We start from the raw sequence: 12,748 nt of genomic DNA, 5'->3' as shown, positions 1-12,748 counted from the left end.
GTCAACTAAATGATTAATCCTGTCTGGCACAGGAGAAACCGCCATGACCATCCACGATCACCCCGGCAAGGAACGCATTGACACGGTCCGGTCCTTCAACCGCTTCTATACCCGCCAGATCGGCCTGCTCGACGAGGGCCTGCTGAAGAGCCCGTTCTCGCTGACCGAGGCGCGGGTGCTTTATGAGCTTGCCAATCGCGACGGGCTCGTCGCCAGCGACCTGGTGCGCGAGCTCGGCCTCGACCCCGGCTATGTCAGCCGTCTGCTCAAGAAATTCGAGGAACGCGGCCTGGTCGAGCGCGAAGCCACCGAGGCGGACGCGCGACGCGCCTCGATCGCGCTGACGTCCGCGGGCAGGCAGGCCTTCGCGCCGCTCAACCAGGATTCGCACGATCAGGTGCGCGCGCTGCTCGATCGTCTGGCGCCTGTCGACCAGGAGCGGCTGGTCAAGGCCATGCGCACCGTGCAGGACCTGCTCGGCGACAAGCCCGAGCCGAAAGTGCCTTATATCCTTCGCCCGCTGCAGGTCGGCGACATCGGCTGGATCACGCGCCGCCAGGGCATGCTCTACACGCAGGACTATGGCTGGGACGGAACCTACGAGGCGCTGGTCGCCGAGATCCTTGGCGAATTCGTCAAGAAGTTCGATCCGGACTGGGAGCGCGCCTGGATCGCCGAGCGCGAGGGCGAGGTGGTCGGCTCGGTCTTCGTCGTGCGCAAGTCGGCCGACGTGGCTAAGCTTAGGCTGCTCTATGTCGAGCATTCGGCGCGCGGCCTCGGCATCGGCGCAAGGCTGGTCGACGAATGCATCGCCTTCGCCCGCGCCAAGGGCTACAAGAGGCTGACGCTCTGGACCAACGACATACTGGGCTCGGCCCGCCGCATCTACCAGGCCGCCGGATTCAAGCTGGTCGAGGAGGAAAAGCACCACTCCTTCGGCAAGGACCTGGTTGGCCAGACGTGGGATCTGCAGCTCTAGGCTCCCCCTTCTCCCCTTGTGGGAGAAGGTGTCGCCGAAGGCGACGGATGAGGGGTGTTCCAGCGAAGTGGGACGCTGGCTTTCCCTGGAACACCCCTCATCCGTCTTGCCGCTTCGCGGCAATCCACCTTCTGCCACAAGGGGAGAAGGGAAGGCGCGCCTCACCCCTTCACCGGCAGCCAGATCTCCAGCCCGCCACTGCCGGAATGCGCATCGAACTCTGGCCCGTAGCGTTCGAATTCCGGCGCGTCGGCGACCCCATGGCCGGAGGCCGGCAGCCAGCTGTTCCAGATCGTGTTGATGGTGCGGCGGATGGTCGAGATGTGCTCGCGATGCGAGAACACCGCGTATCTCTGCGCCGGTATGCGCGCCCGATAAAAATCCTTGGGCCGGTCGGAGAAATCCTTCACCTCGACGCCGACGACATAGTCGAAATTGCTGGCGTCGTCGCCATTGAGGCAGACGCCGTAGAACACGCCGGGCACCTCGCCTGGAATGTTGCCGATATAGGGGGCGAAGCGCTGCCATTGCTTTGGGATGCCGGCGCTGGTCTCGCAGCTGTAGCGTTCGCCGAGCCCGGCGATCAGGAAGGGGCGGCTGGTCTCGAAGCGCGGCGGCTCGAGTGTTGTGAGAAGCGAACTGTCCATCAGAATGGGCTCCACGAGGTCGAGGTTTTGGGTCGAGCCTTGCGCGCGTACCAGTTCCGGCGTGGTGCCGAACGCATCTCGAAAGGCCCGCGTGAACGCCTCATGCGAGCCGTAACCGGCATCGAGCGCGACGCAGAGAATGTCGGGCGCGCCGCCGGCCAGCTTGCGCGCCGCTTCGCTCAAGCGGCGCGCCCGCATGTAGCCCATGACCGACCGTCCCGTGGCGGCGCCGAAGGCGCGCGTCACATGGAAGCGCGACACGCCGCTGCTTGCCGCTATTTCGTCGAGGCTGATGGCGTCGGGAAGGTGGCTTTCGACAAACCACAGCGCTTTCTCGGTCGGGTTCATGGCTCCTCGCATTTGGCGGGGCGACACTAGCCGCCGCGCCGACAGCCAGTTTGATCGAAATTGCGCTTCGAGCAACAATGCGCATATGCGACCTGCGCCGCGTCGGATGCGGAAACCGACGCGGCGCTACCGAGCAGTCCGGGAAGGGGCGTCCCGATGACGAACGGCCCGGAGGAGGGGTCGACAGATGTGCCGCGGCAAATCATCACCAGCTCGCTCGACGCCTTCTTCGTCGTCACCATACTGATGCGCGACCGGCTGTGACTGGCGAGGATCAAACGGTCCAGAAGTAGCGCACGATGTGGAAGAAGATCGGCGCGGCGAAGACCAGGCTGTCGGTGCGGTCGAGCATGCCGCCATGGCCCTCGATCAGATGGCCCCAGTCCTTGACGCCCTGGTCGCGCTTGATCGCCGATGCGACAAGCCCGCCGAGGAAACCCATCGTGCAGGCGACGAAGGCGACGGCCGAGGCCTGCAGCGGCGAGAATGGCGTGATGAAGGAGAGCAGCGCCCCGAGCAGGCTCGATGCGACCAGTCCGCCGATCAGCCCTTCCCAGGTTTTCGACGGCGATACGGTGGGCGAGAAGCGATGCTTTCCGAACAGCTTGCCGAAGATGTACTGCAGCACGTCGCTGCCTTGCACGACGATGATCAGGAAAGCGATGAGCAGAAGGTTGCGGCCTTCGAAGCCGGGCACGTTGAGCGTCAGCAAAGCAGGGACGTGGCTGACGCAATAGACCGAAATCATGATCGCCCATTGCTGCGCGGCGATGCGCTCCAGGAAGCGCTCGGTGTCGCCGTGCAGCGCCGTGATCGCGGGCATCAGCAGGAAGCAGTAGACCGGGATGAAGATGATGAAGAGGCCATACCAGGCTGTCCACACCAGCCAGTACTGGAAGGGGATGACGATGCCGAACATGCCGAGCAGCACCCAATGGTCGCTGCGCCGGCTGTGCGTCAGCGTCACGAATTCGCGCAGCGCCGCGAACGAGATCAGCGCGAACAGGATGGTCATGCCGTAGCGGCCGAAGAAGAAGGCGATCGTCATCAGCGCCACCATCACCCACCAGGCGTTAATGCGCTGGGTGAGGTTGACCAGCGTCGCGCTCAGCGGTTTGGGCGCGCGCGCCGAAAGGATGGCGGCGGTGATGCTGGCGGTGCTCAGCACCACGAAAAGGCCGATGATCAAGATACTGATTTCGTGGCGCATCAATCGTCTCGGTCGGGGCGCGGATCGAGCGCCAGAAGCTCGTCGCGGGCGCGCTGCAGAAAGGCCCGCCGCTCCTCGCCCGGCGCCACCGCAACGGGGGCGCCGAAGACGACGCGGCAGAGCAGCGGCACCGGCAGGAACTGGCCCTTGGGCAGCACGCGCGACATGTTCTCGATCCAGCAGGGGATCAGCTCGACGTCCGGCCGCGCCATCGACAGATTGTAGAGGCCGGAACGAAACGGCAGCAGCTCGTCGCTGCTGTTGCGGGTACCTTCCGGGAAGATGATCAGCGAATGACCCTGGTCGAGCACGGAGAGCATGATCGAGATCGGATGCTCCGCCTCGCTTGTCCATTGCCGGCTGATCAGCACGGAAGACAGCATGTCCTGGGCGATGAAGCGGCGCAGCCGCGACTTGCCCCAATATTCGGCCGCGGCGATCGCGTGCGTCTTGGCACGCTCCGTCTCGCTGAGGCAGGCCGACAGAAGGATGAAGTCGCCATGGCTGGTGTGGTTGGCGAAATAGATGCGCTGCCGGTCCGACGGCTGGCTGCCGTTCCAGATCGGCCGCACGCCGGTGACCGCCCAGGCCATCGCAGACAGGCCGACGGAGGTGACCGTCTGCAGCAGCGTATAGGTGCGCAGCGCCAGCTTGCTCATCTTGGCATCCAGAAACCGGCCCAAAGGAACGCGACGACGAAGACCGCGAAGGCGATCCGCTGCCTGGCCAGCAGGCGGCGAGTACCGGCGATACGCTCGTTGAGCCGCCGCGGCGTGGCCGGGGAGGGCTTCAGCCGCATGCGCGCCAGCACGTCGTCGACCGCGACGCCTCCGGAAGCCTCGTCATCATGGCTCGCCATCAGCCGGAACAACAGCGCATCGAAGAGGAGAAGCGCCGAGAGCCCGAGCACCGCCACGGCGCTCGCCGCCGCGACCAGCAGCGCCAGCACCGCGAGGGGCGCGTGGAAGGCGCCGCGCGCCGAAGCGACGAGCGGCGCGATGCTCTCGCCGGCGATCACGATTGCCACCGGCCATGCCGCCTGCTTGACCAGCATTGCGGCGAGGCCGGCAGTCTTGCGTTGATAGGCGTCGCCGCTCATGCCGGCTCGTCCAGTCCGACCTGAAGATGCACCGGTCGGCCGGAAGCGGCGAGCTGCTTGCGGGCCTGCGCCGGCGCGTGCGAGCGGCCGGTGGCGACCAGCCATCTGGCGACGACGCTGGCGCTGCGCTGGAAGCCGAGCGCGCAGCAGACCAGAACCGTGCCCTGCCTGCGCGCCGGCTCGATCGCCGCCACGGCCTCGTCGAGCGTGCTCTCCGCAGGCGAAACAAGATCGAGCATGGGAAAGCACGTCCAGCGCCCTGTCGCATCGTGTGGCCGCTCCAGTTCGGCGGCAAGGTCGATCACCATGCCGAAGCCTTCGGCTTCGGCAGCATCGGGAAAACGTCCGAGGAAGACGCCGTCGGTGACGGCAACGACAGGCGGCAGCTTGCGTGTCCAGGCCCAGGCATTGGCCCTTGCGCCCAGCCGGTATGGCCAAAGCAGGACGCGGCTTGCCAGCGACACGCGGCCGTCCGCCGTCTTCTGGAACACTTTTGGTCCGGCACCGGCATAGCCGAAAGCGACGATGGCTAGTGCCAGCGAAGGCCACAAAAGCACGAGCGCGATGGCCGAGAAGAAAGCGCCAATGGCCGCGCCGGCAAGCGCCAGAGCGGCGCCCAGCGCGTAGTAGAGTGAAAGGCGCCGAGGCTTGCCATCGATCGTCAGGCGGAAGCCGGCGAAAGGCAGCTCGCCCTTGGCTGCAAACAGCCACAGCGCAAAGAAGCCGAGCAGCGCGCCGGTCGGGATGTCGATGAAATGGTGCTGCCAGGTCGTCAGCACCGAGGCGCCGATCAGAAAACACCAAAAGTGCCAGAGAACGAGCAGGGGGCCGGAAAGGCGCTGGCGCCAATGGTCCCAGATGATCACCAGCAGCGCGATATGCAGGGAAGGGGCCTGGTTGAACGGCTTGTCGAAACCGCCGAGCACGGCGAACAGGAAGCCGGGCAGGCCGGTCGTTGCCGGGCGCACGAAGGTCGCGGTCAGCGGAAACAGGATGAAGCACGAGACGGCGACGACCTGCGCGGTAAGGTAGCGGCCGGCCAGCCGGTCGACGCCCCGCCGGCTATCGTTGAGCAGAAGCGACAGGCCGTAGAACAGGTTGATCGACCAGTAGGGCACGATCGTCCAGGCCATGAACGGAACATGGTGCTCCCAGGAGAAGACGATGCTGCCGACTTGATTGCGGGTCGAGGCCAGCCAGTTGGCGAAGCCGTAGGTCGAATAGAAGAACGGCGCCAGAAAGGCGAGCCAAAGCGCGGCCCGGAGGACGACGCGGCCATAGGGTTCGGCGGCTGCGTTGGCTGGAGGCGACGGAGGCTCGGCACTGGTGGGCATGCGTGGACGGTTCCTAAACCCGCCTTGCCAGCGAGACGGTGAAGATGCCCCACTGATCGATGCGCTGGTCGAGCTTCTCGAAGCCCGCGGCTTCGACCAGTTGGTCCATCTCGCCTTGCGTGCGCCGCCGCATCACCCAGGCCTGGCCGCCGCGATGCGAGGTCAGGCTGCGCGCGATCATTTCGAGCTGCGGGTGCCAGGGCTGGTTGGTATAGATCAGCAGGCTGCCCGGCTGCATCGAACGGGCGAGGCCACCGAGCGAGCGGGCAATTGGCGCATTGTCGGAGAAGAGCTCATAGAGGCCGGAGACGATGGCGAGGTCCGGCGCCGGATCGAGCGCCGCCAGCCCGTCGCCGTCGAAGGCGTCGGCGCGCCGGAACGAGACGCTGGCCGGCAATTGCCGCTCGGCGATCAGCTTGCGGCCCAACTCGACATTGAGATCCGAATAGTCCTGCAAGCGCACGCTGGCCGGCTGTTCGGCGCTTTTGCCGATCGCATCGAGCACATAGCGGCCGTGGCCGGCGGCGATGTCGAGGATGTGGCCTGGCCGCCCGGCCGCCTTCAGCGTCGCCAGCGCCTGGCCGATCAGCTCCTCGACGTTGAGCTTGCGCTGGCGTATGCCGCGCCAGCCAATGGCGTCGAGGAAAGTCCTGTCGACCATACGGCCGATTGGCCCGAGGCCGCGCGCGTCGTTCTCATAGACATAGTCCAGCGTCGAGCCGGAATCGAAACCGGTGCCGACGCCGACCTTCATGCCCCGCGAGAACCAACTGCCGATGCGGATGAAAGCGCGGCTTAATGCCCAATAGAGGCCCTTGGGCGAGAGGAGATCGAGCGGCGAGGCGAGCCTGTCGGCCTCGTCACGTGTGTAACCGGCAATGTCCGCCTGTTTCAGGTCGACAGCTTCGGCCGGCGACGCGAATTGTCCTTCGATGAACGGCCGGATCAGATCAAGCGCCTTGGCGCGGTCGCGCTCGCCCAGCGTGTCGTGGAAAAAGCCCGCCAGGACATGCCGCTCCTTCACGCGGCTGCCGAGATTGACGAAGAACTCGTGCTGGGGGCCGTGCCGCACCACCCAGTCGCTGCCGGACAGAAGAAGCTGCGTCGGCACGGTGATGGCGCGCGCGTCGGCAATGATGCGCGCCGCATGCTGGTAGAGCTCGACCAGGATGTTCGACGCGATCGGCCTGGTGATCAGCGGATCGGTTTCGAACGAGGCGATGCGCACCGGGTCATGGGTGAGCAGGCTCGCCTTGACATAGGAATTGACGAAGAAGCGTCCCTTGATCTTCTGCCACAGCGCGATGCCTTCCTTGGCGAAGGGGACATAGAGCTTGACCGAGAAAGCGGGCGAGGCGAGCACCATGGCGCGCAGTTTCGGCGCATAGTCGTGCACCCACGCAGCGGCGAGCACAGCGCCGAAGGATTGCGCGATGAGCGCGATATCCTGTGCGCCGAAACGGTCCTTGGCGGCGATCTCGCGCATGAAACAGTCGATATCGCGCTCAAGTGCCGCGAAAGACGGAGCATAGCCACGCTCCCCGGCGGAGCGGCCGTTGCCGCGCGCATCCCAGGCATAAAAGGCGTAATCCGGCATGCGCAATTCGTCGGCCAGATGCGCCATGCGGCCGCCATGCTCGTGGCCGCGATGGAAGAGCACGACCGCGCCCTTGGCCTCGGCCGATAACGCCGGCCAGAAACGGTAGAAGATCTCGGTGCCGTCATGGCTGTGGAAGCTGCATTCCTGCGCCTGCCGCGCAGGGCTTTCCCCCGGCGAGGCTGCGATCTGTTCGTGAAGCATGCTTTTCCCCTCGGACGGCATCGCGTGCCTCGATGCCTAGCCGGTCTTGCCAGTAAGACCGGCGCGTATCCGGTTTATGGCGGTCAGCAGCGAAAGCGTAGCCATAGCCGGAAACACAAGAGGCGCGATCACCGCGGGCCAGAGGCCGGCGGCTGTGAGCACAGCGACCACGCCGAGCCCCAGCGCCCTGTCGCTCTTGCCGAACGGCCCGGCATAGTTGCGTCCGATGCCTGCGGCGATGCCGAGCACGCCGGCGAATTCGGCGAGCATCGCTGCGATGGCGAAGACGACGACGCCCCAGGCGCCAAATTGCGGGAAGGCGGCAAAGGGCAGGATGAGCGCCAAATCGGAAACGACATCGCAGATTTCATTGAGATACATGCCAAGCGTCGAGGCCTGGCCGTGCTCACGCGCCAGCATGCCATCCATGGCGTTGAGCGCCATGCGCACGAACAGCACCAGGGGAATGAGCAGCAGAAGCAGGCGCGAACCCGGCGCCGTGGCGATCGCCACGCCGGCCGCTATCGAGAGGGCGGCCGCCGCGATGGTGATGAAATTGGCCGTCACGCCCATTGCCGCCAGCCGGCCGACAAGCGGCCGCAGCCTGTCCTGGAAGGCCGGCTTCAGTGCATAAAGCGTCAGCATTGCGTGATCCCCCGATCCACGCCAACCTTTATCATGAGCGAGCCGAAAGGCGCTAGCGTGCGGCAGAAAACACAGTGAATTTTCAGACGGTTGACGCCTTGCCGTGAATGCATCGCCTCAGGCCGTGGCAGCGGATTGCCGAATTCACTCGGCGCTAACCATGATCGCGGTTGCCGCAAGCTCACCGCATCTGCTTGCGCAGCCAATACTGCAGCTTGATCAGGTGCCGCTTCGGCGTGCGCTCGAAGCGGCGGACGTCGATCAGCGTCACGCCGCCACCGTCCGACAGCGTGTGCAGGCCGGTGTCGAAGCCATCGAGCCACCCCTCGGGCGACAGCCGCTTGACGATGTCGGCCGAAAATTCCTCCGGCGTCAGGCGCTCGATCCGCAACAGGTTGATGGCTGCGCCGTAGCCGTTTGTGCAGTCCTGGGTCGGGAAATGCAGTTGGCCATCATGCTCGAAGGGCGAGCCGCCGGGCCGCGACGATGCGTATCCCGTGCGCACCGGATTTCGCGGATGCTTGCTCCAGGGGCCGGTCAGGCTCTCCGCGAAAGAGGCGTGCAACTCGCGCGTGTCCCGTTTGTCGGGGCCGTTGAGCGCGTAGAGCATCCACCAGCGCTGCTGGTGGCGAAAGATGGCCGCGTCGACCACCGGCTCGTCCAGCAGCACGGCGACCGGCTGCCACGCCTTTGGAAAATCGGTCGCCTTGTAAAGCGTGAGCCGCCCGCTCTTGAAGGCCTCCGGCAGCATGAAGATATCCTCCCCCTGCCGGATCAGGAACGGATAGGAGAGGTGGAACGGCTCCTTCAAGGCCACGCCGCGCTCCTTGAGCGTCCAGTCGCGGTCGTAGCTGTAGTAGTGGATCTCGCCGCGTCTCACCCTGTGATCATAGGCCTCGACCAGCACCACGAAACGGTCGCCATGGAAGAGGCCGAACGGATCGGCGATGAAGCGGTAGGATCCTTGAGGCGGCAGCCAGACGATCCGGCGCCTGTCCAGGCCTTGCGGGGCAAGCGCGTTGTCGATCCGATCCGGGACGATACCCGCCTGCCAGATATCGAACATCATTTTGCCCCCGCTGCGCCGGCGCATCTATGCAGCAAACCGTGCAGCCCCGCAAACCGCGTTTGCGGCACTGTGGGCGGGAAGCCTTGTTCCGCAAGGCGCGGCCAAGCTCATTTTTTTACATTGCCCTCGGAAGTGAATTCGCGATACCGCTGGCCGGCGGCTCTGTTCGCTTATCCATTTGTTGGGCTGGAGCGGGCGCCTCTTCGCCCGGCCGTCTCCGAAGAAAAGTGTCGATCAGCAGGCAAGCGATTCCGACAATCGCCATTTAAATATCATGAATTCAAACAACAAAAAAATCGACAGCGTTATTTTTACTGAAAGCTCACCTGATATCGGTGGACAGGAACGCCAGTTGCTGATCCAAATGCGATCACTTCTAGCGTCTGGGATTGACGTGGTGCTTGCCTGCCGCCCGAATTCTCGGGTTGGGGCTTTAGCGGCGACAATGAACATTCGGACAGAGACGCTTCCATTTAGAAACGGTGCAGATCCGCGCACGATAATTGGCTTATGTCGGCTGATCGCTGCAATGCGGCCCGCCGCATGCGTCTGTCACAGCGGTCATGATACAGACAATCTTGCAATTGCTGCACGATTTTTCGGTCGAAATCGTCCGCGCCTGATTAGGTCTAAAGCATACCTGGCTGGAAAAATATCAGCAAATAGTTATAACTATTTCGTAGACGTTACATTCACTCCAAGCAAGTATTTGCGGTCAAGAATTCTGTCCAATAGCCGAGTCGACCCCAAGCGGATCGAAGTGGTTTATCCAGGGGTGGATTTCGAAAAACTTGACGCGGAACGTTACCTTGATCTTCCTTCTGATCTTTCTCACTGGATCGAAAGGAAGCGCGGCGCGCTGATCGTGCAGGTAGGTATGCTCCGCAAGGAAAAAGGCCACCTTATGATGCTTGACGCAATAGCGAAATTGCGTTCGCGGTGGCCCTCGGTTCATTATGCGATTGTTGGATCGGGGCCTGAGCAAGAAGCGATCAAGCAACGGGCAATCGAGCTTGGCCTTTATGATCAAATCTGGATGGGTGAATTGCCATCCGTTGCGGCGATCCTGGAAAAGGCGGATCTCGTCGTTATGCCTTCATTCGTCGAAGCTTTGGGTATGGCTCAAGTTGAGGCGGCGGGACTCGGCATTCCGATCGTGGCAAGCAATATTGGCGGTATTCCGGAGACGATCTCCCATCTGGAAACAGGCCTGCTGGCCGAGCCAAATGCGAATGATTTTGCACAATGGCTGGATTACGCGCTGTGTCACCCGGACGAAATGCGCGCGATGGCGCATCGGGCTCGAGCGGATGTTCGGTCCCAGTTTAGCATCGAAAACAACGCCAGCGCGCTCAAATCTTTGATCACACGGCAGGTTCGCTGACGGCTTGTAGTGCTAACGCAGTCGTCCCGTATCGCCTCATTTAAATCCGCAACCCGGCGGGTTGGCGGGGAGCCCTGGAGCGGATCGTCGAATTCACCGGCCGCTAACCATGAATGCATCGGATGCCGGATATGTCGATTTGCCGGCTTCTGGGGCAAAGCTTTCGCTTGAATAGTAAGCACGCTTATCATATCTATCGCACATGGTTTCAGATGGTATCGACAGACTGGGATTTTTGATCCACGACGTGCAGCGCCTGATGCGCAAGCGTTTCGAAGCGCGCGCCAGCGGATTGGGGCTTTCCTCGGCGCAATGGCGGCTGATGGTGCGCGTTGCCAAGGAGGAAGGCATCAACCAGGCGCGGCTGGCCGAACTTCTCGAAATCGAGCCGATCAGCGTCTCGCGGCTGGTCGACCGCATGGAGGAAGGCGGCTGGATCGAGCGCCGCCAGGACGCGACCGACCGCCGTGTGCGCATGATCTTTCCGACCGAGAAGGCGAGTGCCGCGTACGCCGATGTCAAAAGCCTTGCCGGCGAGGTCTATGAGGAGTCCTTGACCGGTGTTTCGCCGGAAGATCGGCGCATCCTGATCCGGGTTCTGGACACGATCGTGCAGAACCTGACGGACGGCGAGGCATCGTCCCTGGAACAGATGAAAAGCAGGGAAGGGGCGGCAGCATGAGCGCGGCAGCCAAGAGAGAAGACGACGTCGTAACCAAGCTGGAAGCCCCGACGCAGCCGACGGCCGCTCCGGTCGCGGTGGCTCCCGGGCGGCAGCCCGCTCCGGCCGCGCCCAAGAAGAAGCGGCGCATCGGCCGCTTCCTGTTGATGGTTGCGCTGCCGCTCGTCCTGCTTGCGGGCGGCACGTATGTCTGGGTGACCGGCGGCCGCTATCAGGAAACCGAGAACGCCAATCTGCAGCAGGCCAGGATTTCGGTCGCTTCCGACACGGCGGGCCGTATCGTCCAGGTCGGCATCGCCGACAACCAGTTGGTCAAGCAGGGCGACCTTCTCTTCGTCATCGATCCCGAGCCTTACCGGATCGCGCTCGCCCAGGCCGATGCGGCGGTCGCCACGGCGCGTCTCAATGTCGAGCAGTTGCGCGCCGCCTACAGCCAGGCGATGGCGCAGGAAAAATCCGCCTCCAGCGAGGTCGACTATGCGCAGTCGCAATATGGCCGCGCCGCCGATCTCGCGCAGAAAGGCATCAATGCCAAGTCCTCGCTCGACCAGGCCCGCAACGACCTCGACAAGGCCCAGCAGCAACTGGCCGTCGCGGAGCAAGGCATCGTCAGCGCCAAGGCGGCACTGGGCGGCAATCCCGACATCGAGACCGACAAGCATCCGACCGTGATGGCGGCTTTGGCCGCGCGCGACAAGGCCGCCTACGATCTGGCGCAGACCACCGTGAAGGCGCCGGCCGACGGCGTCATCTACCAGGCCGCGTCCTTCAAGGTCGGCCAGTATGTCTCCGCCGGCACGCCGCTGTTCGCATTGGTCGAGACCGGAGACACCTGGATCAACGCCAATTTCAAGGAGACCCAGCTCACCAACATGAAGCAGGGCCAGAAGGCCGAAATCGTCGTCGATACCTATCCGGGCCGTACCTTCGAGGCGACCGTCAAGGCGATCGGCGCCGGCACGGGCGCGGAGTTCTCGCTGCTGCCCGCGCAAAACGCCACCGGCAACTGGGTCAAGGTCACGCAGCGCATTCCCGTGCGCCTGGAACTGACCGATCCCGACGCCAAGATGGCGCTGCGCACCGGCATGAGCGCGACCGTCACCGTCGACACCGGCGTGGCGCGCGGCCTGCCGTCGATCTTCGGTCACGCCACGGCGGGGGAGCACACGCAGTAACGACAGCGAAGCCCGCCGCGATCCGACGGGCATTGGGGATTGGTCTGACGGGAGGAGTGACAAGGCTCAGCAAGGCAGCCGCATGGCGGCTGGTTCGAATGCTGAGCCTGGGCACGGACCCGTCGGTCCTCAGGTTTCCGGGCGGCAGGCATCCGCTCCAACAGAGACTTTCGGTCGATGTAACCCCCACATCGATAGTCGCGTCCCACCGCGATGAAGGTGTCTCAACGGAAGGCTTTGCCGCCCGGAAGCCTAGAGCCGGATGATTTCAGGTCTATTCGACCTGAAATCTGAATCCGACTCTAAATCAAAGAGATAGAGCATGATGTCGTCCGAAATCCGCTCCACACTTTTCGGCATCATGCTCTAGTCTAC

General features: G+C 63.8%; 12 protein-coding genes. 4 read left to right on the top strand and 8 right to left on the bottom strand.

The window, feature by feature from the left end; all coding sequences use genetic code 11:
* Positions 1-43: 43 nt before the first annotated feature.
* A complete protein-coding gene (locus AC0YKC_RS06080) occupies positions 44-979 on the top strand; it encodes a bifunctional helix-turn-helix transcriptional regulator/GNAT family N-acetyltransferase (RefSeq protein WP_488510493.1) in 936 nt (311 codons plus the stop codon).
* Positions 980-1,140: 161 nt separating this feature from the next.
* On the opposite strand, the gene AC0YKC_RS06075 is transcribed toward AC0YKC_RS06080, so the two are convergent.
* The 8 genes from AC0YKC_RS06075 to AC0YKC_RS06040 all read right to left on the bottom strand — a co-directional run bounded on the left by AC0YKC_RS06075 (position 1,141) and on the right by AC0YKC_RS06040 (position 9,132).
* Entirely contained in the window at positions 1,141-1,974 is an 834-nt protein-coding gene (locus AC0YKC_RS06075; protein ID WP_488510492.1) for an AraC family transcriptional regulator, read from the bottom strand.
* A 274-nt stretch (positions 1,975-2,248) separates the two neighbouring features.
* A complete protein-coding gene (locus AC0YKC_RS06070; RefSeq protein WP_488510491.1) occupies positions 2,249-3,184 on the bottom strand; it encodes a phosphatidate cytidylyltransferase in 936 nt (311 codons plus the stop codon).
* Positions 3,184-3,843, bottom strand: a complete 660-nt coding sequence (locus AC0YKC_RS06065; protein ID WP_320298288.1) for a lysophospholipid acyltransferase family protein — start codon at positions 3,841-3,843, stop codon at positions 3,184-3,186. The genes AC0YKC_RS06070 and AC0YKC_RS06065 overlap by 1 nt, the downstream gene beginning before the upstream one ends.
* Positions 3,840-4,283, bottom strand: a complete 444-nt coding sequence (locus AC0YKC_RS06060; protein ID WP_320298287.1) for a hypothetical protein — start codon at positions 4,281-4,283, stop codon at positions 3,840-3,842. The genes AC0YKC_RS06065 and AC0YKC_RS06060 overlap by 4 nt, the downstream gene beginning before the upstream one ends.
* Positions 4,280-5,617, bottom strand: a complete 1,338-nt coding sequence (locus AC0YKC_RS06055) for a phosphatase PAP2/dual specificity phosphatase family protein (protein WP_488510490.1) — start codon at positions 5,615-5,617, stop codon at positions 4,280-4,282. The genes AC0YKC_RS06060 and AC0YKC_RS06055 overlap by 4 nt, the downstream gene beginning before the upstream one ends.
* Positions 5,618-5,630: 13 nt before the next feature.
* On the bottom strand, positions 5,631-7,418 hold the full coding sequence (locus AC0YKC_RS06050; RefSeq protein ID WP_488510489.1) for a bifunctional alpha/beta hydrolase/class I SAM-dependent methyltransferase: 1,788 nt from the start codon (positions 7,416-7,418) through the stop codon (positions 5,631-5,633).
* Positions 7,419-7,454: 36 nt separating this feature from the next.
* Positions 7,455-8,063 (bottom strand): CDP-alcohol phosphatidyltransferase family protein, encoded by a 609-nt coding sequence (locus AC0YKC_RS06045; RefSeq protein ID WP_488510488.1) that lies wholly within the window; start codon positions 8,061-8,063, stop codon positions 7,455-7,457.
* A gap of 181 nt (positions 8,064-8,244) precedes the next feature.
* Positions 8,245-9,132, bottom strand: coding sequence for a glucosamine inositolphosphorylceramide transferase family protein (locus AC0YKC_RS06040; protein WP_488510487.1), 888 nt, complete (start codon positions 9,130-9,132; stop codon positions 8,245-8,247).
* Positions 9,133-9,310: 178 nt separating this feature from the next.
* On the opposite strand from AC0YKC_RS06040, the gene AC0YKC_RS06035 reads away from it, so the two are divergent.
* The 3 genes from AC0YKC_RS06035 (at position 9,311) to AC0YKC_RS06025 (ending at position 12,373) form a co-directional block, all read left to right on the top strand.
* Positions 9,311-10,516 (top strand): glycosyltransferase family 4 protein, encoded by a 1,206-nt coding sequence (locus AC0YKC_RS06035; RefSeq protein ID WP_488510486.1) that lies wholly within the window; start codon positions 9,311-9,313, stop codon positions 10,514-10,516.
* A gap of 202 nt (positions 10,517-10,718) precedes the next feature.
* Positions 10,719-11,198: a MarR family winged helix-turn-helix transcriptional regulator gene (locus AC0YKC_RS06030; protein ID WP_320298281.1), complete on the top strand. Its 480-nt coding sequence runs from the start codon at positions 10,719-10,721 to the stop codon at positions 11,196-11,198.
* The gene (locus AC0YKC_RS06025) at positions 11,195-12,373 is read left to right on the top strand and encodes an HlyD family secretion protein (RefSeq protein WP_488510485.1); all 1,179 of its coding nucleotides are present in this window, start codon (positions 11,195-11,197) and stop codon (positions 12,371-12,373) included. Before AC0YKC_RS06030 ends, AC0YKC_RS06025 begins: the two co-directional genes overlap by 4 nt.
* Positions 12,374-12,748: the final 375 nt, after the last annotated feature.

The organism is Mesorhizobium sp. CNPSo 4661, from assembly GCF_057784215.1.
Note: the sequence above shows the minus strand (reverse complement) of the source record. Positions and strands in the feature narration are given on the sequence as shown.

Excerpts from the sequence above, each read along its gene's own strand:
- AC0YKC_RS06040 (WP_488510487.1), bottom strand. The coding sequence starts at position 9,132 with ATGATGTTCGATATCTGGCAGGCGGGTATCGTCCCGGATCGGATCGAC.
- AC0YKC_RS06070 (WP_488510491.1), bottom strand. The coding sequence starts at position 3,184 with ATGCGCCACGAAATCAGTATCTTGATCATCGGCCTTTTCGTGGTGCTG.
- AC0YKC_RS06075 (WP_488510492.1), bottom strand. The coding sequence starts at position 1,974 with ATGAACCCGACCGAGAAAGCGCTGTGGTTTGTCGAAAGCCACCTTCCC.
- AC0YKC_RS06065 (WP_320298288.1), bottom strand. The coding sequence starts at position 3,843 with ATGAGCAAGCTGGCGCTGCGCACCTATACGCTGCTGCAGACGGTCACC.
- AC0YKC_RS06050 (WP_488510489.1), bottom strand. The coding sequence starts at position 7,418 with ATGCTTCACGAACAGATCGCAGCCTCGCCGGGGGAAAGCCCTGCGCGG.
- AC0YKC_RS06055 (WP_488510490.1), bottom strand. The coding sequence starts at position 5,617 with ATGCCCACCAGTGCCGAGCCTCCGTCGCCTCCAGCCAACGCAGCCGCC.
- AC0YKC_RS06030 (WP_320298281.1), top strand. The coding sequence starts at position 10,719 with ATGGTTTCAGATGGTATCGACAGACTGGGATTTTTGATCCACGACGTG.
- AC0YKC_RS06080 (WP_488510493.1), top strand. The coding sequence starts at position 44 with ATGACCATCCACGATCACCCCGGCAAGGAACGCATTGACACGGTCCGG.
- AC0YKC_RS06045 (WP_488510488.1), bottom strand. The coding sequence starts at position 8,063 with ATGCTGACGCTTTATGCACTGAAGCCGGCCTTCCAGGACAGGCTGCGG.
- AC0YKC_RS06060 (WP_320298287.1), bottom strand. The coding sequence starts at position 4,283 with ATGAGCGGCGACGCCTATCAACGCAAGACTGCCGGCCTCGCCGCAATG.
- AC0YKC_RS06025 (WP_488510485.1), top strand. The coding sequence starts at position 11,195 with ATGAGCGCGGCAGCCAAGAGAGAAGACGACGTCGTAACCAAGCTGGAA.